Consider the following 17,805-nt stretch of genomic DNA (forward strand, 5'->3'; position numbering starts at 1 on the left):
TATAAGTGAGAAGGGGGTCATATTTTCATGTTTAAAATTGGAGAATTTTCAAAACTAACACAAGTCTCTATTCGAATGTTACGTTATTATGATGAACTTGGTATTCTAAAACCAGCAAAGATAGATAAATACACAGGTTATCGCCTATACTCTGCTGACCAAATTTCAACTTTACAAAGAATTATTTTACTAAGAGATTCAAAATTTACTGTTTCAGAGATATCAAATATTATTCATAATTGGAACGACGAACTTGTGATTAAAGAATTGAATCGAAAAAAAATTGAAATACAAGATGAAGTTAAAAAAGAACAACAAAGAATAAATAATATTAATAAATTGATTAAGGCTATAGATGACAATAAAGATGAGATTCATTACAATGTTATCTTTAAGGAAATTCCCAGTTATAAGATTATCTCGCTTAGAGAAATAATTCCAGACTATCACCATGAAGGTATACTGTGGGAAAAATTATATGAATTTATTAAAGAAGAACATATAGAAATATCCCACCAAGCAAGCAACAATATAGCACTTTATCATGATGAAGAACTGAAAGATTGTGGTGTAGATATAGAGGTTGGAACGGTTGTAAAGAAATTAGGAAAAAACAAATCTGGATTTATATATCGTGAGACAGAGGCAGTTGATATGATGGCATGTAGTATGGTATATGGCCCATATGAAAATATAGCTGGTGGGTATGAGTCATTTGCTTACTGGCTGGATAAAAATAGTGATTATAAAATGTCTGGTATCAATAGGCAAATTGGTCATAAAGGGGTTCATAATGAGGAAAATCCTGAAAACTATCTTACAGAAATTCAGATACCAGTAATAAAAGTTAAATAGATTTCAATATAAATATTTACATATTAATGTTAAAGGTCTTATTATACGTCTTAATAAGACCTTTAAACATTATATTATAGCTTACACCCACTTATGTATAGCTGTTACAGTTCACACTTTGAAGCCAAAAGTATTTCTCTTTAGACATTTTTAATTTCACAGTTATATCAGTTCCCTTTTGAATGTCATACAAAACTGCCCCCTACTATCCTCCTTAAAAACTATCCCTCCATTGACATATAAAAGCTTTCGTGATAGTATCTAAACGTGTATTAAACACGTTTAATTTTTTTATGAGGAATTCTTAAGGGGAAAAATATGAAAATAGATTCAAAAAAAGAGCAACTAATTAACACAACAGTTCAGCTATTAACTTCAAATAGAGATATTTCAAGTATCACAGCTAGAGAAATCATAGCTAAAGCAAATGTCAATTTGGCTATGATTAATTATTATTTTAAATCTAAAGAAGCACTAATTAATACTGCTATTAAGAGAATTTTAAAATGCCATATGGATGAATATAAAACTACACATGATAAGCAAAATCTAACACCTAAGCAAGAGTTAAAAGAAATGTTAATGACATTTTGTGATGTTATAATTTTATATAGTCAATTTATAGAGATTTCTGTACCTTACATATTAGTTCAAGAAGACATTATTTATCCATTTGAAATATTGCCTTTGATTAGAGCTCATTATAAAAATCACGACAACAATAAAACTGAAGAAGATTACAAGGTTATTGCATATCAAATAACTTCATTTATACAGTTAGTTCTTCTTCGTTCTAATGCCTTTTTAAGATACAGTGGTATTGATATTATGGATGCAGAGAAAAGAAGTGCTTTAATTGACTCTCAATTAGAGTTATTTTTAATAGACACCATAAAGTAGTACTATTTCAGTTTAGTATTTATATCTATTTAGTATTATGTCTATTTAATACTATTTCAGTTTAACTATATATCTATTTAGTACTATTTCAGTTTAATTATATGTCTTTTAGTTTTGATACATAACTCAGCCATACTCTGACAGAACTTAAAGATATTCTCATGGACTCAAATACTTACATTAAATAAAGGGGGAATTTTAATGTTTTTTACATTTATAGGGATAATATCAGCAGTTTTATTGATATGTACAATTATATGTGGACTTTGGATAAAACTTAATAATCGCAATAATGACTCAAATTCTCACTTTACTTTTTCAATACTTTCAATTGTATTTTCGTTATTGATTGTGGTAGCTTTTTTAGTAAAAAAATAGTGTTTTTATATTATAAAATAAAAATAGATAATTATTTTACAAAAAAGACTACCATTTATACATCAACATATCTTTTATCTAAATAATCGTAACAATACCTTTTCAAAAATTTTTCTAACTCAAACATTACAAAAAAACACCCAATTCTTACAATGAGACTTATATTCCCATACCCCTTTCAAATGCTATCATTAACTTACAAGATAAATGAAAGCGAGGATGATATATATGCTTAAAGTAAACAATTTATGTAAATCATACAAGGCAGGTAATAAAACGTACCCTGTATTAAAAAATATTTCTTTTGAAATCAATAAAGGAGAATTCGTTGCAATCATGGGTGCATCTGGAAGTGGAAAGACAACTCTCTTAAACTGCATTTCATGCTTTATACCAATTGATGAAGGTGAAATAACTCTTGGAAACAATAATATAAGAAACCTACAAGAAAAAGAACTTTCCGAAGTTAGAAATCAGCAGTTGGGCTTTGTATTCCAAGATTTTATGCTGTTTGATGGTCTTAGTGTCTTTGAAAATATCTGTGTTCCACAAATTATTAAAGGTGGTAAAGTTATACAAATGGAAAACCGTGCTACTAGCCTATGCAAATTATTTGGTATTGAACATATACGCAAAAAATACCCTGCTGAAATATCTGGTGGTGAAAAACAGCGTACAGCAGTAGCAAGAGCTCTTATGAATAATCCAGATTTGATATTAGCAGATGAGCCAACTGGTAATCTTGATAGCAAATCTTGTCGTACAGTAATTGACTCATTCCTAAAAGCCAAACAAGAGTTAGATGCCACTATATTCATGGTTACACATGATAGCTTTGCTGCAAGTTTTTGTGACCGTGTCATTGTCCTTAAAGATGGAATGGTCTACAAAGAAGTCGTAAAATCAAATTCAAGACGTGAATTCCTAGATGAATTATTGGAACTTTTAAAAGAAATGGGAGGCGGTCAAGATGACAATTAATAAATTATATGGAAAACTTCGAGCCTACAATTGGAAAAACTATACAACATTATTCTTTTGTATAATACTTTCTGTAGTCTTAGTAACTTCATATGCTTTAATTTATTTTAGTCCTACAGTGCAAACAATCCTTCCAACTGGAGGAGATAGTAGAAAACAAGCCATAATGATATTTGCAGTTGCTATATTAGGATGTGCTGTTTTTACTACTTATGCCTCTTCCCTATTTTTAAAATTTAAAAGTAGAGAAATTGGTATTTTTATGGCTCTAGGGACAGATAAGAAAAATTTGAAAAAAATTCTATTTTCAGAAATACTCCTTATTTCAATAGTCTGTTGTCTTTTAGGTCTTCTATTGAGTATGCCTGTATCTTTTGGTATATGGAAGATATTCCAATTGGTAATTATTGATACAAGAGAAATGACATACCACTTTGGAACTCAAGGATTTATATATGGTTTCATATTTTGTATATTTGTAACTCTATGTATTTTCTTACTTTCAGTAAAATTTATCAATCGTACAAATATAATTGATATACTAAATGACCAAAGAATCTCTGAACCAGTGCATGAGGTAAAAAGTTGGTATGGTATATTGGGAACATTTTTTATGGTATTAGGACTTCTTCTAGGTTATGTAGTACCTTCAATAGTCATAAGTGAACTTAATTACATGATGCCATCTATATGGAACATTACGTATGTATTCTCTGCTATTGGAATTTACATGATTATGACATATGTAGTAGTACATGCAAAAAGAGGAAAACATCCAGAAAAATACTACAAAAATATTATATCTACTAGTATGATGAGATTTATGGGCAAGCAAACTGTAAAAAATATGTGTGTTATTGCATTTTTAATTGCAGGAGCCTTATTTGCTGTATTCTATATACCTAATGTGATTGCAGGAATTAATGAAAATACTAAAAAGAATCCTATAGATTACACATTCACTTATAACCAAAGAGTGAATCAAATATCTAAAAAAGAAATTGAACAGTTGGCAGATAAGCATAAAGTAAAAATCCAAAACTATATGGAACTTCCTTCTATTGAATTAATTGTAGATGGTACAGAATCAATATTTAATAAAGATAGAACTATTGATGATGTATATATGAAAAAACATTCTTTAGCCATGTTCTTTAATTCTAAGGATTTCTCTAAATTAATTGATAAACCTATCAGTATAAAAAATGGTGAATATCTTGCTGTTGTAAGTAAAGAAAATAATAATAGAGATTATGATTTTCCAAAATTTATATCAAGCCCAGCCACAGAAAAAGAAACTCCTTTTAAATATTCTGGAAACCTAATATTTAATGGTTCTTTCTTTCAAAATGCTCGTATGACTGCTTATGTCCTTAGTGAAGACGATTATAATGCATTTACTAAAGGTTTATCTATAAATAACTACAATAATTCTATCCTATTTAATGTAGATAAAGTTACAGATACCTATGCTTTTGCTAATGATTTAAAGTCAGAGATTATAAAAAGAACACCTAAGGAAATGGGAACATACACTATGTATGATGAATATGTGAAAAAACGCAATGAATCAACTGGTCAAAAGTATTTTTTGGATGAAGAATATCCAAGTGGAGAAGGTTCTTTAAAATTAACTCCAGATAATAATCAATTATATCTCCAATGGAAGTACTATCCTAATTTTAAAACTTTGCAGAGTCAAGATATGATAAAAAATACAGCAGTATTCTTGATGTTATTTATCTATGTAGGTATAATCTGCTTTACGGCTGTGGGAATCATTGCATATACAAGAGGTGTTACAATAGCAGTAAATCACAAACAGATTTTTATAGATTTGAGTCGATTAGGTGCTAACAACGACTATATAAAATTCTGTATTCGCAACCAATTAAAGAAAATCTTTTCATACCCTCTTATTACTGGAAGTTTTGTAATATATCTTTTTAACTTTATGATTATGGTAAACAATGATGGTAGAATTGTTCATAGTGAAGTCAATGCTCTTCTGATAAATCTAGGTTTACTAGTGGTTTGTGGGGTTTATATGTACCTTATATATCTGTTGACTTACAAAAAATTTAAAGAAATTGTTGGAATTTCAAAATAAGTTTGCTTAAATTATTTTAGATAAAACTTCTCTGAGTAAGTCTATATAATTCTTATCTGTACGATTTTAGTCAAAACTTATTTAAGTAAGACTCTACTTTGCTACCTAGACATATTTTCTCTTTTATGTATCTAGGTAGCTCAATTTATTATATACTTAATTATATAAATATAAAACTTGAAAGGAGAATAATCATTGATTTCAATTTGTATTTGTGATGACGAAAAACAACAAAGAAGTATGCTAAATAAAATCATCACAAGAGAAATGGATTTATGGGGCTATCCCTGCCAGATAAAAGAATACTCAAATGGAGAAAGTCTAATATATAATCTAGAACATGAAAATTATTATATGGACATCATTTTTTTAGATATTGAACTTGGAGAAATTAATGGAGTTGATATAGCAAAAGTCATTCGAAAATACTCAAAAGATACTATAATTATCTTTGTCACAGGTTTTTCTGACTATGTATTTCATGGATATGATGTAGGAGCTTTAAACTATATCTTAAAACCTTATAAAAGTGAAAAAATATGTGAAGTCTTAAAAGAAGCACTAAAAAAATTAGAACAATGGAAAGAACACTTTATTACGATTCAGATTGGAACTAACCTTTGTAAAATCAATACAAAAGACATTTTCTACTTTAAAAGTGAATTAAGAAAGCTGACTGTAGTAACCCCTGACAAATCTTTAGAGTATTATGGAAAACTAAATGATATGGAAGATATTCTTCCATCTAATTTTATACGTACACATCAAAGATATATTGTCAATCTAAACTATGTAGACAGTATAAATCAAACATATGCTAAAGTACAAAATGAAAAAATTCCTATAAGTCGTCAAAAATATCAAGAAGTTGTAGGAAAATTTACAAGACATATGCTAGAATCTTAATTTTTAGAAAGGTTTTCAAATGGATACTTATTCAATAATATCAAAAGCTACAATTTATATTACAGTTTTACTTAGCATTTTTATGGCCTTTTTTCTTTATAAGCTAACATCTTATTTTATAGATTTTAGGAAACATTGGATTTTTAAAATAATATTGATTTTGGGTTATTCTATTATTGGTCAAATGATAATATGGCTTTCTGACCCTGTAAATATACTTTTTACACTACTTGGATATTTTATACTCCTTATAGTCTGTAGTAAAAGTAGGTTGATTCCTATAGTATCAGTTATAATGATACTCTATCCTATTATAGTTGGTGTTAATTTTCTTTTTATAAACAATCCTCTATATAGAGAACTTGTAAGCTCAAGTGAGTATACTGTAGTACTTTCAATCTTTAAGATAGTTTCTGCCATAATTAAAGTATTTTTATGGTTTTTGATACATTTTTTCTTAAAAAATAGATTAGTTAATATAAAACAGTACCTTACAAATCGCATATGGATTTTTATTGATATAGTATGTATATCCTCATTTTTATCAATATTAATTGCCATTATTTTGCCACCCACTAATTTAATTCCTATGGGTAGCGATTATAATATTATTTTAGGTAACTTACCTTATGGTACTTATCTAATTATTTTATCTGCAATCATAGCTAATATTGGTGTGATACTTCTTTTAAATCCATTAATTGAAAATGTAAAGATGAAGTTAGAAAATCAATCGAATCATATAAAAGAAGAATATTACGACTTACTAGAGAATCAACAGGTTCAGATACGCAAAATACGACATGATATAAATAACCACTTCCAAATGATTGAGTCTTATTTAGAAGTTGAAGATATTGATGGAGCTAAAGATTATTTTACACAATTAAAACTTAGTTTTGGGACTTTAAGTGGTAAGCAATTTTGTAAAAACCCTGCCCTTAATTCAATTTTAAATCTTCGTCATACAGAATTGGAAGAAAATAGTGTTGATGTTCATTTTAATATAGATATAGACAATCACTTTGGTATAGAGCCAATGGATTTATGTACTATTTTTTCAAACTCTTTGGATAATGCTATAGAAGCATCCTTAAAGATTTCTGACTTATCAAATAGAAAAGTGGTGCTAAAAGCACGTTGTGAAAATGAGTATTTTAGCTATTTATTAACAAATAACAAGGTAAATCCTATCATTAAAAAACATGGTTTATTTATTTCAGATAAAGATAATAGTAAATCTCATGGATATGGTGTTGAAAATATCAAGGAAATTGTTGATAAGTATAGTGGAGAGTTGAATATTTCTTATACTGATACAGATTTTTCTTTATTTCTTTATATTAGGTTGTGTTAGTATTAAGCTGAGAATCTTAATATATTTAAAAAACTCCAAAAAGGAAAGCCAGAAATGACTTTCCTTAATTTATATTTTAATAATAATATAAACACATATAAATTGTGAGCTTTTTCAACTGTCTCAAAGTGATTTTAATATTTCATTTTTAGTAAGCATTGATATATTAAACTTAAATTTAAATATATTAAACTTAAATATAGTAAATAACATCCTAACTGTATCTATTAGAATACAATTTCCTAGATTTTTCAGTTACCTTTTTAATAAAATCTGATTTATTATCTGTATAAGCATCACGATTATGCTCATATTCCTTCCATAATTTCAACTTAAGATTCTCATATTCCTTCGCAACGCTTGGATTATCAATCAAATAATCTCTAAAAAATAATTCATCATTGTCTCCTGCATATCTTATATGTAAATGAAAAACTCGTTCTGCAAACCCATCTACTGTATATCCTTTATTAAATGAAATCCTATCACCACTTTCAGACATGCAAATATAGTCATCTGACTCAATTATCTCTTTAATCTCTTGCATATTACACTCAGGCTTTATCTCCATCAGTATATCAACAATCGGTTTTGCATAAATTGTATTCACAGCAGTACTTCCAATATGACTTATTCTCACAATTTTTCGCATAGGAAGTAGTTCAGTTAGTCTAGATTCTTCTTCTTTAAACCAATCTTTCCAACATTCCCTATGATTAGTTAAAAATATAGGAAATAGCTTCCATAACTCTTCTAATGTCATATCTGACAGCTGTTTTCTCATAAACCAGTTTCCCCCTTTTAGATTAGCAAATTTGATTGTTCTTTATACAATTTTATTGCTTTTGATTTTATTTCCTTCTACAACTTTATTAATTTTGATTTTATTTCTTTCTACAACTTTATCTCTTTTTTAATCTTACTTAGAGAACACTCCGCTTCATTTTTTATTAAATCATTTTTATCACTATATAAAACTTGCTCAAGAATATCTATACTTTCTTGAGTCTTAAAAGAAGAAAGGCACATTACGCATTTCCAAATAATTAAATCATCTTCCGAATACTTTTCCATTACACTTACAATCCTTTTAAAGTAATATTCACTAGCTACACCTTGATTATAAAATATCATAAATCCTATAGCATCAATTACCTCAGAAATCTTAATCCTATCATCACTCTCTAAAACGTCAAACAATACAGGTAAAATCTCTACATTCATCCTTGCTAAACTTCTTGCAATTATATCCCTTGCTAATGGATAACTCTTCTTTTTAGAAACCCTGTCTGGCAAATATTTATGTTGATTATTTCCTATTGTTCCAAGATATTTAATCATCTGTTTTGCAGTATAAGTATTCCCATTTTCAAGGGCATTACAAATCTCAATCTTCGTATATAGAGATTTTTCAACGCAAAGCTTTCCTAACAAAAACTCTACAAATTCTTTATTTTCGACTCCATATCTTTTTGACATCAAATTTATATAAACTGACCTTTCAACTGCTTTTGATGAACTTGCTAGTTCCAATAACTCTTCATCTGAATAAGATTGAAATTTATTGATATATTCTTCTGTAATAAAACCTCGCTTTATCAACTCTTCATTAGTACTTTTCATAAATTAACCTCATACTATTATTTTTTATCAGACATAAAATAGTTAAACAAGATTAGTGATATAATAATTTATCATATCCATAGAATAAGGAACTTCTTCTCTCCAAATCCCTTTTGCCACATTATTAAGACACATCAAAAATTATTACAATCGCATATAAACTCATTTAGAATGTGATTTCTACTGGACAAACAGGTAAATATTTTTTCATATTATTCTCCTTAACTAACTTAAAGTTATATATTTACTTTTAATTGGTACAGTTATATAATACTATATTTATTACGTCAAGGTAACAGATTTTATTTGTAGAAAGTTTCTTTATTTATTGTAGAAACTTTCTATATTCATTTAAGAACTTATAAGATATTTTTTCAATACTCAAATACAATAAGAGGTATCAACATATTGCTGATACCTCTTTTATATACTTAACATAATCACTTATTAATATATTTACAATATCTACACAATAAAAAATTAAATATGAATGATTAGAGATTAAATATTTTATGCTGAAATATAACACATGCACCACCACATTCCGCATTTTCTATTCTGATTGAACCACCAAGCATCTCAACTAATTGCTTGACAATGTACAACCCCAAACCAGAATGCCCATCCTTAGTTTGTCTAGCCTCATCACCTCTATAAAATTTTTCAAAAACTTTATGCATATCTTTAGCACTAAATCCAGTACCAGAATCACAAACCTCATATGAGATATATTCTTTTTCTGCCTTTGCTGATATTTTGATTTTTCCACCTTCTGGAGTATATTGAAGACTATTGGATACGATATTATCAAAGATTCTTTCCAATTTCTCTATATCAATCAAAATAGATTCTTCTATATCACTTTGAATGTTTAAAGTGATAGATATTTCTTTTTTCCTAGCCTCTAATTCATAGTAGTATACTTTTTGCTCCAAAAACTCAGTCAGATTTATAGGAACTAACTGTAACTGAATACAAGATTTTTCAAGTTCAGAAGTATATTGCATTTGCTGAACTAGTGAGACACTTTTATCTACATTTGCTTCTATAACTGCAAGATATTGACGTTGTTCTTCACTAATCTCAGTATCATCAATCAGAGCTTCTGAATATACCTTTACAATAGATAATGGTGATTTCAGGTCATGTGCCAATGCCTCTACCATTTCTACTCGTTCCTGTTCTATTTTCCACTGTGCAGATAAGGATTTTTTTAATTCTTCTTTCATTTCTGAAAAAGCACTACATAGATTTCCTAGTTCATTATCCGCGTAATAATCTATTTCAAAATCAAGGTTCTTTTCTTTAATCTTCTGTGAACTATCCATCAGTAGTTTTAGTGGTCGATTGATATTTTTAGCAAGAATTCGAGAAAATAGTATTGTAAATCCTATAATATATATAAAAGGAGATAACAAAACAAGAATAATAACCCTATCGTCTCTCCACAGCTCATTTTCATTTCCATTTGCATAAGTAAGTTTCAACTGATAAGCAAGAAGGACAGCCCCTTTGATTTTTCCACTATCATCAATAACAGGAACAATCTTTACAAAATTTCCCGAATCTATAATTTTAGTATTTAGTTTATTAAATAATTGTTCCTTTGTTTCAAAAATTTGTTTCTTATATGTACCATATAAAAAGTTACTGTCATTATCTACAACCTGATAGAATAATCCGTCACCATGAATCATATTGTTCAAATCTTCTGCATTTGAAGGAGATAGAATAGTTGTATTTTTTTTATGAATGTATTTTTCTATTTCTGGTATCTGCTGTTCATAATAATTTTCGCCATATATGTCATTATTATTTAAAGCTCGAATAAACAACATAATTACTCCAGCATAAGTAATCAGTGACGCCAATATGCTGGTGATTATAATTAAAAAAAGTGTTCTGCGAAACTGTGCTGAAAGTGACCGATTCTTTATGCTTTTCATTATATGAAAATCTCCTTCTCTAAAATTTGTTCCATTTATACCCAATCCCCCAAACAGTAGAAATATATTCAATTTTAGGTGTTACCACAGAAAATTTAGCACGAATCTTCTTAACACGCTCAACAACTGTTGAATCTTCACCTTCTGAATCATATCCCCAGACTTTTTCATAGATTTGTTCTCTAGAAAAAACCTGTCCTGCATGCAATGCAAGTAATTCTACAATATCATATTCTCTCTTTGTCAAGTGAACATCCTTGCCATCAATTTTGACTGCACGCTCTTGTATATCTAAACATAGTTTTCCAAAATACATTTTTGGACGTTTATTTTCCATATTGATATATTGTGACCTCTTTTCACGGCGTAGATTAGCTTCAATACGTGCCATCAATTCTCGTAACCCAAAAGGTTTCACTATATAGTCATCTCCGCCAAGAGTTAATCCCTTTATTTTATCTGTTTCTGATTGCTTTGCACTTAGAAAAATGATAGGGCACACTACATCATCTCGTATGGTACTACAAACTTCAAAGCCATCAGCCCCAGGCATCATAATATCAAGTATAATAAGGTCTGGCTGTTTCTTTGCTAATTCAATTCCATCATTTCCATTATATGCGATAAGTACTTCATGCCCTTTTGACTTCAGTTTTTTTTCTAATAATGTCACCAATTCTCTTTCATCATCAACAATCAATATTTTGCTCAATTTTAATTATCCTCCAATACTTATGCATTATTAACAAGCCTGTATTGTGACCTGTTCATATATTATCTGATAATTTTTCTCATTGGTCAAGTTTATAAAAATGTCCATAGTCATTACTCATTGCATGCTCTACCTTCCCATCTGTTAAACCATATAATTCCACCAACTAGAAAAATGATAAGTCCAATTCCTGTTAAATTAAGTGCATTTATTAGCTGTGACTCTGCTCCTGAAGAAATTGCAGTTGATAAGGTAGTCTGAAAATAAATAGATGGAAACATTGACATCTTTACTGGCCAAGCCCAAGGAACAAACACCCAGATTTTACCCCCAAGACTTGTTCCTCCAATCAAAGCAGCCATTAAAATACCACCCATGCTTATTCCTATGGATGCTCCCATCCCCCATAAAAAACTGACCCACAAGTGAATAGATAGAATTGGAAGTGTCCCTATTACTGCAAGTAAGGATGCCATCATAAATAGAGAAATGCTACCTTCATCAGGTATTATAATATTCATTCCGACACATATTATAAGTGATGAAATAAAAGTGCTGACTGCCATACAAAAAATCAATATAAAAAATTTTCCTAAGTATAACTTAATTCGGGAGACTCCTGTATTTAAAAAACCATTGAACTCTCCAGCAAGTTCCTCCTCATGTATAATAAAGCTTGATAGAAGACTTATTCCTACTGGAATGATAATTGCTGTCCATACTATAAAATAACCTTCAAAAACAAATTTATATGTAACTTCAGACCTAATTGCCAGATAAGCAACAACACAAAGTGCAATGACTACAGGCATAAAGAATGTAAGCCAACGAATTGCTGTACGTTTTGTTTTTAGCCACTCTGATGATAATACTCCTATCATTTTATTTCCCTCCTATTAAACCAAATACCTGTAACTACTGTAATTCCAACAAATATAACCACGGATACGATAATCCCAACAGGAATCACAGATGAATCTAAAAGTGGATTTCCAGTCTCCAAAATAGCTCCATTTGGATGCACACCAGCAATAGGACACATCAGTCTCATAGCCCAACTCCACGGTACTGCAAACCATAAAGATTTTATTGCTGTAAGAACACCTATCATCATACCTACAAGTGCAATTCCCATACTTAAAAATGTTCCTTTCCATGTAGCTGCCCACAGCTGAATAGGGATAAGTGAAAGAGAAACAAGCCAACAAACAAAACCTCCAGCAATAATCCTACCAAATGGGATTGCTCCTTCTGATAAAAACAAACCAGTCATAATTGTTGAAACTATCAAAACTAGTGTTGATAGCAGAGTGTAAACTGCCATAGCCATAACCTTATCAGTCCAAAGAATCATAGGTGAAACATTATATGCACGCAAAGTGCGATAATTCCCAGCTTTTCTTTCCTGACTAGCTACCAAAGTAGCAAACAATCCCATACCAAGAGGTAAAAATACAAATGGCCACGAATTAAAAACCAAGGCTAGAATGCTGTCCCATGACCAAGAGCTACTTTGAGATAATGGGTTTTTCATGATTGTTGATTGTGTTATCCCTGCATATAATGCAAAGAATATTGGAATAAAAACAATCAATTTCCCCATAAATGTTCTTTTGTATTTTAAAAGTTCAGATTTAAGTCCATTCATTTTACTTTCCTCCTTTTAAGATTACATCAGAGAAGAATTCCTCTAGATTTTCATTTGGGTCTGGTATACCTTGAAATAATAGCCTTCCTCCACTAATAATTCCTATTTTATCAACTACCTGAGCAACCTCTGATAATATATGACTTGAGAGAATTACTGTAATTCCCTTTTCAGGAAAAGATGCAATCAACTCACGTAGTTCTTGAATTCCAAATGGGTCAAGCCCGTTGGTTGGTTCATCTAAAATCAATAGTTCTGGATTATTCAAAAGTGCAATAGCGATTCCAAGTCGTTGTTTCATTCCCATAGAAAATTGTGAGGCTTTCTTTTTTCCAGTATTTTTTAAATCAACTGTGTCTAATACTTCATGAATTTTTTCATGTGGAATGCCTAGAAGTCTTGTGTGAACTAGTAGATTTTCCTCTGCTGTAAGGTTTCCATATAAAGCAGGTGATTCGATTAAAGAACCGATTTTTGTAAGAGACTCTCGTTGCCAAGGCTTTCCATTAAAAAAAATATGTCCTCCTGTTGGATGAAGAAGTCCAACAATCATTTTAAGTGTTGTTGACTTACCTGCACCATTTGGTCCAAGAAGTCCATATATACTATTACGTTCAATTTGAAGTGAAATATGGTTGGCTGCCATCTGCTCTCTATATCTTTTTGATAAATTTTTTGTTTCAAGAATTAAGTCTTTCATGTCTATTCATCCTTTCTTGTAATAATCTAAATTCATTTTCTATAAGAAGATTAACATGAAAAAATAACAATTTTATAACACTTATAATTTTTTTATTAAAATATACTATTTATTCATAAATGAAAAAAGTTAATCAGTACTAACAAAGAAAAAGAGCAGGATATCCTCCTACTCTTTTTTCTTTGTTAATATTATGTAATTTATATCTTACACTACTCTATTCTCAATACTTGTATTTATTCAAAAGCTTTAAACTCAAGTATATTTTCTTTAATATACTGCTTCATATTTCTTTAATATACTGCCTCATATTTCTTTAAAACACTTCTTCATAGTTCTTTAAAACACTGCTCCAAAAAGGTTAATAGTATTTCTATAGTGTTTAGACTAAAAACATATCTTTTTAATTATCTTGTTTAGTATCAGAATCAAAAGGAATCCATGCACGTCCAAACTCTTTATCTTTAAATAAATAGGATAATCCAGTTATTTGCTTTAATCTAAGAATCTCCTCAATATCCATCCCTAAGTGCTTTGATATCCATTTATCAGATTTTCCAATATCACAAAGTTCCTTTATAATATTGCTCATTAAATCCACATTATGTGAACCTCTTGCACGATTGTGACGAATAGTACTTGCCATTCTCTCATCAAGTGATTTATCAATTACTGAAACAGGAAGTACTCCACCTTCTCTATCATATATATCCTTATTTTCAAGCATTATTCGATATCTATGAAAACCATCTACAATAACATATTTGTCATTTTCTGGATTATAATAACAGACAATCGGCATTGTATATCCATCTTCTTTTATACTTTTATACAGTAACTGCATTTCTGGTGGAGCTACTGCATTTGGATTATAGTCGTTAGATTCTATCTTTTCAATTGGGACAGCGATGATTTCATATACAGGACTTTTATACTTCATAGCATCTTAACTCCTATCTTAGAAAATTTTTCATACTTTTTCTTAATGTATTCTGTTTTCATTCTTTGCTCTTTTGTAGGACCAAATCCCATAAACTTACACATATGGTCATTTTTTAAAATACAATAACACATTCTTTTCCAACTTGGTATATCTTTAGTAAATTTAATATCATCTGTGTCATCAGGTATATCTCCTAAGAATACGACTCTACTTTTTTTATCTTTTGTATGATTAGAAATTCCATTTATTTCTATATTATACCCTTTTCTTATCAACTCACATATAGCGATTTCTGGCAAACCACCACCCTTTTTATGCCAAAAGTCGATAGATGTTGAAAATTTTTTAATATAATTATTTCTTATATCTTCAGGTAGTGTATCAAGCAGAAAATAAGTGAAACTTTTCCATGTATGTCCTTCTGGCAACTTTACACTACGATACCCCATAGCTTTTGTTTTTCCATAAATAGAAGTAAAATTAGCCCCTTGTACTCTAGCAACCAATTTCACCCATACTTCTGGGTCCAATATCTTATATAAGTTTAAACTCTCTTTTGCTGAATCATTGAAAGGAGATGCTACTCTCATTTTTCTTGGAGGCAATCCAGCTTTATAGAACAAATCATAGATTTTATTGTACTCATAGTCGAATTTATAATTGGCTACCCAAACATCTTCTAGTCCCCAGTCATATAAAGGAGATGCTGTCCATACATTTTTAAACTCCTTTGTTATCCAACACTTGCCTTTATATCCATGCTGTTTATTCACAATAGCACAATAACGTTGTAAGGATTCTGAAGCTCTTGTTCCAAGTAAACAAGCAACTTTTGCACCCTTATGCTTGTTTCTCATCCACCTACCAAATTGCTTTGCCAAACTTTCCTGCTTCATCTTATACTTATAGTAGGTAAAAAGATTATTTTCTTGATTTATTACGTATTCTTTGTCTGGCATTTTTCTTACCCATAATTCTTCTTTCTCATCATCCCATGGATACCAAAACATTTCATGATTACCTACAGCTGTTCTCGTAGCCATTGGCAGACATACCCAATATGGTTCAATATCTTCAAGATTGTCTTCAAACATTTTTTCAACATATTCTGTTGTCATACTATATTGAGCCTCAAAATCTTGATGAAATACTCCTATTTTGGATTTTATATTATATTTTCTTTTATAATCCAAAACTAAATTCAATAATAGACCACTATCTTTTCCTCCACTGAAAGATACATAGATATAATCAAATTCACTGAAAACATAAGAAAGTCTGTCTTGAAAAGCTTCAAATACACTGGATTCCAAATATCTTTTATCCATTTGTAATCTCCCCTTTCAAATAGAAGTTCATGAAAGCTTATAACATAATATTATATATGCACTTTTAGTAGTAATCAGCATAAATTATGAATCCTCTAAGTGCATAAATCCAAAAAAATAAATATAATTATAATATAAATCAATTTTTCTATTATAAACTATATTTTACCATTATTTTACATAATTTTCCAACAGCATAATTATCATTATTTCTTCAGTATTTAGCTCAATATTTTGTATTTTACATATGTTTTAAAATCAAATTTTTATTTTCCAAGTTTATAATTTTTTAGATTATATATTTCTTTTATATATTTCTTAGGTAAATTTTAAAAATGTCTTTGCTTTTTTTATTGTTTTATAAGAAAAATAATATAAACATATATAATATTTAAAATAATATAGACATGTATAGTGTTTAAATATACTATTAACTTATAAGATAGTAATTTTATACATCAATAATTTTTATAAAAATCAACTATTTTTAGTTAAATTGGGTAATAAAAAATAAAAGGATGGTGATTTGATTGAAACTTAATAAAGGTATCAAATTTACAATAGGATTGCTTATTGATATAGGAATCAGCTTAGTTTTAGGTCTTAACCCCCTATTAACAACTTTATTTGCTCTACTATATATAACACTTTATATTCCAGATATTTGTAATATCATAAAAAAATAAATATTCATCTGAAATAGACTATATAGAAAAAGCGCCCTACTTAAAAGACTATTCTAGCTTAAATTCAATTGATTTTTATGTAGTACCACATTTCCAAAATTGAGAATTTGGAAAAGCTGTAGAAAAAATAGTAAATGCGTATTCTAAAACTTTAGAATTAAAAGCTATTAATGATAATCAAGCAATATTAATTGAAAACGACAGTGTCAGAATTTTAAAATAATTTAATATAAATAGCACCAGAAAATGATAAACACTACATTGTCATATCTCTGGTGTTTTTCTATGCAATAAGTTTTAAAATAGCCCTCGATGAAATCAACATTGACTTTGAAAATACAGACTACCCACCTGGGGAAAAAGAAACCTTCCGTGTTGGTGAAGAAATCAATGAAAAAATAAAACAGTTACTAAATACTGGTATCTTATCAGGTGAGCTTAGAGAAGATATTGAAATTATGCCTACTATATTTTCACTGTTGGGAATGTTATCTGGCATTATACAGACAGCAGCAAATAAAGAAGCTTATATCAAACAAGAAGTAAAACTTTCTAAACAGGAATTTCTTAAACACGGATTTGATATGCTTTATCGCTCTATTCCCAAATAGATAAGATAAATCTAAAAATATACAGTTTCTTATAATAGACATTATTACTTTATATATTTGAATATATCTGAAATTAAATTAAAACAAAAGATATTCAAAACAATTACCAAATACAATTACA

General features: G+C 29.1%; 18 protein-coding genes. 8 read left to right on the forward strand and 10 right to left on the reverse strand.

Features of this window, described 5'->3' with window-relative positions:
* Window positions 1–27 precede the first annotated feature (27 nt).
* The 7 genes from IC173_RS09510 (at window position 28) to IC173_RS09540 (ending at window position 7,487) form a co-directional block, all read left to right on the forward strand.
* Window positions 28–855: a MerR family transcriptional regulator gene (locus IC173_RS09510; RefSeq protein ID WP_227433551.1), complete on the forward strand. Its 828-nt coding sequence runs from the start codon at window positions 28–30 to the stop codon at window positions 853–855.
* 318 nt (window positions 856–1,173) lie between these two features.
* A complete protein-coding gene (locus tag IC173_RS09515) occupies window positions 1,174–1,755 on the forward strand; it encodes a TetR/AcrR family transcriptional regulator (RefSeq protein WP_227433562.1) in 582 nt (193 codons plus the stop codon).
* A 201-nt stretch (window positions 1,756–1,956) separates the two neighbouring features.
* Window positions 1,957–2,133 (forward strand): hypothetical protein, encoded by a 177-nt coding sequence (locus tag IC173_RS09520; RefSeq protein WP_227433563.1) that lies wholly within the window; start codon window positions 1,957–1,959, stop codon window positions 2,131–2,133.
* A gap of 228 nt (window positions 2,134–2,361) precedes the next feature.
* A complete protein-coding gene (locus IC173_RS09525; RefSeq protein ID WP_227824650.1) occupies window positions 2,362–3,114 on the forward strand; it encodes an ABC transporter ATP-binding protein in 753 nt (250 codons plus the stop codon).
* The gene (locus IC173_RS09530; protein ID WP_227855462.1) at window positions 3,104–5,224 is read left to right on the forward strand and encodes an FtsX-like permease family protein; all 2,121 of its coding nucleotides are present in this window, start codon (window positions 3,104–3,106) and stop codon (window positions 5,222–5,224) included. The genes IC173_RS09525 and IC173_RS09530 overlap by 11 nt, the downstream gene beginning before the upstream one ends.
* 195 nt (window positions 5,225–5,419) lie before the next feature.
* On the forward strand, window positions 5,420–6,130 hold the full coding sequence (locus IC173_RS09535; RefSeq protein ID WP_227855463.1) for a LytR/AlgR family response regulator transcription factor: 711 nt from the start codon (window positions 5,420–5,422) through the stop codon (window positions 6,128–6,130).
* A 19-nt stretch (window positions 6,131–6,149) separates the two neighbouring features.
* A complete protein-coding gene (locus IC173_RS09540; protein ID WP_227855464.1) occupies window positions 6,150–7,487 on the forward strand; it encodes a sensor histidine kinase in 1,338 nt (445 codons plus the stop codon).
* 214 nt (window positions 7,488–7,701) lie between these two features.
* Here IC173_RS09540 and IC173_RS09545 read toward each other — a convergent pair whose 3' ends face one another.
* The 10 genes from IC173_RS09545 to IC173_RS09590 form a co-directional block, all read right to left on the reverse strand.
* A complete protein-coding gene (locus tag IC173_RS09545; protein ID WP_227855465.1) occupies window positions 7,702–8,271 on the reverse strand; it encodes a GrpB family protein in 570 nt (189 codons plus the stop codon).
* 110 nt (window positions 8,272–8,381) lie between these two features.
* Window positions 8,382–9,110 carry a HEAT repeat domain-containing protein gene (locus IC173_RS09550; RefSeq protein WP_227855466.1) on the reverse strand — a complete coding sequence of 243 codons (729 nt, stop codon included), beginning with the start codon at window positions 9,108–9,110 and terminating at the stop codon, window positions 8,382–8,384.
* A 42-nt stretch (window positions 9,111–9,152) separates the two neighbouring features.
* Window positions 9,153–9,245, reverse strand: a complete 93-nt coding sequence (locus IC173_RS20960; RefSeq protein WP_227433570.1) for an aminoglycoside 6-adenylyltransferase — start codon at window positions 9,243–9,245, stop codon at window positions 9,153–9,155.
* 359 nt (window positions 9,246–9,604) lie between these two features.
* On the reverse strand, window positions 9,605–11,056 hold the full coding sequence (locus tag IC173_RS09560) for a sensor histidine kinase (protein ID WP_255613356.1): 1,452 nt from the start codon (window positions 11,054–11,056) through the stop codon (window positions 9,605–9,607).
* Between the two features lie 19 nt (window positions 11,057–11,075).
* Window positions 11,076–11,768, reverse strand: coding sequence for a response regulator transcription factor (locus IC173_RS09565; RefSeq protein ID WP_227831356.1), 693 nt, complete (start codon window positions 11,766–11,768; stop codon window positions 11,076–11,078).
* A 113-nt stretch (window positions 11,769–11,881) separates the two neighbouring features.
* Window positions 11,882–12,649 (reverse strand): lantibiotic immunity ABC transporter MutG family permease subunit, encoded by a 768-nt coding sequence (locus tag IC173_RS09570; RefSeq protein ID WP_227855467.1) that lies wholly within the window; start codon window positions 12,647–12,649, stop codon window positions 11,882–11,884.
* Entirely contained in the window at window positions 12,646–13,416 is a 771-nt protein-coding gene (locus IC173_RS09575) for a lantibiotic immunity ABC transporter MutE/EpiE family permease subunit (protein WP_227855468.1), read from the reverse strand. Before IC173_RS09575 ends, IC173_RS09570 begins: the two co-directional genes overlap by 4 nt.
* Window position 13,417: 1 nt before the next feature.
* Entirely contained in the window at window positions 13,418–14,116 is a 699-nt protein-coding gene (locus IC173_RS09580) for a lantibiotic protection ABC transporter ATP-binding protein (protein ID WP_227855469.1), read from the reverse strand.
* A 403-nt stretch (window positions 14,117–14,519) separates the two neighbouring features.
* Window positions 14,520–15,056: an IbrB-like domain-containing protein gene (locus IC173_RS09585; protein ID WP_227433575.1), complete on the reverse strand. Its 537-nt coding sequence runs from the start codon at window positions 15,054–15,056 to the stop codon at window positions 14,520–14,522.
* Entirely contained in the window at window positions 15,053–16,387 is a 1,335-nt protein-coding gene (locus IC173_RS09590; protein ID WP_227433576.1) for a phosphoadenosine phosphosulfate reductase, read from the reverse strand. The genes IC173_RS09585 and IC173_RS09590 overlap by 4 nt, the downstream gene beginning before the upstream one ends.
* Window positions 16,388–17,348: 961 nt before the next feature.
* On the opposite strand from IC173_RS09590, the gene IC173_RS09595 reads away from it, so the two are divergent.
* Window positions 17,349–17,684: a hypothetical protein gene (locus tag IC173_RS09595; RefSeq protein ID WP_227855470.1), complete on the forward strand. Its 336-nt coding sequence runs from the start codon at window positions 17,349–17,351 to the stop codon at window positions 17,682–17,684.
* Window positions 17,685–17,805: the final 121 nt, after the last annotated feature.

This window comes from Clostridioides sp. ES-S-0048-02 (assembly GCF_020658495.1).
Classification (GTDB): domain Bacteria; phylum Bacillota; class Clostridia; order Peptostreptococcales; family Peptostreptococcaceae; genus Clostridioides.

What these genes read in the sequence shown, in the direction of transcription:
- IC173_RS09510 (WP_227433551.1), top strand. Translation starts at nt 28, where the DNA reads ATGTTTAAAATTGGAGAATTTTCAAAACTAACACAAGTCTCTATTCGA.
- IC173_RS09515 (WP_227433562.1), top strand. Translation starts at nt 1,174, where the DNA reads ATGAAAATAGATTCAAAAAAAGAGCAACTAATTAACACAACAGTTCAG.
- IC173_RS09520 (WP_227433563.1), top strand. Translation starts at nt 1,957, where the DNA reads ATGTTTTTTACATTTATAGGGATAATATCAGCAGTTTTATTGATATGT.
- IC173_RS09525 (WP_227824650.1), top strand. Translation starts at nt 2,362, where the DNA reads ATGCTTAAAGTAAACAATTTATGTAAATCATACAAGGCAGGTAATAAA.
- IC173_RS09530 (WP_227855462.1), top strand. Translation starts at nt 3,104, where the DNA reads ATGACAATTAATAAATTATATGGAAAACTTCGAGCCTACAATTGGAAA.
- IC173_RS09540 (WP_227855464.1), top strand. Translation starts at nt 6,150, where the DNA reads ATGGATACTTATTCAATAATATCAAAAGCTACAATTTATATTACAGTT.
- IC173_RS09545 (WP_227855465.1), bottom strand. Translation starts at nt 8,271, where the DNA reads ATGAGAAAACAGCTGTCAGATATGACATTAGAAGAGTTATGGAAGCTA.
- IC173_RS09550 (WP_227855466.1), bottom strand. Translation starts at nt 9,110, where the DNA reads ATGAAAAGTACTAATGAAGAGTTGATAAAGCGAGGTTTTATTACAGAA.
- IC173_RS20960 (WP_227433570.1), bottom strand. Translation starts at nt 9,245, where the DNA reads ATGTGTCTTAATAATGTGGCAAAAGGGATTTGGAGAGAAGAAGTTCCT.
- IC173_RS09560 (WP_255613356.1), bottom strand. Translation starts at nt 11,056, where the DNA reads ATGAAAAGCATAAAGAATCGGTCACTTTCAGCACAGTTTCGCAGAACA.
- IC173_RS09570 (WP_227855467.1), bottom strand. Translation starts at nt 12,649, where the DNA reads ATGATAGGAGTATTATCATCAGAGTGGCTAAAAACAAAACGTACAGCA.
- IC173_RS09575 (WP_227855468.1), bottom strand. Translation starts at nt 13,416, where the DNA reads ATGAATGGACTTAAATCTGAACTTTTAAAATACAAAAGAACATTTATG.
- IC173_RS09580 (WP_227855469.1), bottom strand. Translation starts at nt 14,116, where the DNA reads ATGAAAGACTTAATTCTTGAAACAAAAAATTTATCAAAAAGATATAGA.
- IC173_RS09585 (WP_227433575.1), bottom strand. Translation starts at nt 15,056, where the DNA reads ATGAAGTATAAAAGTCCTGTATATGAAATCATCGCTGTCCCAATTGAA.
- IC173_RS09590 (WP_227433576.1), bottom strand. Translation starts at nt 16,387, where the DNA reads ATGGATAAAAGATATTTGGAATCCAGTGTATTTGAAGCTTTTCAAGAC.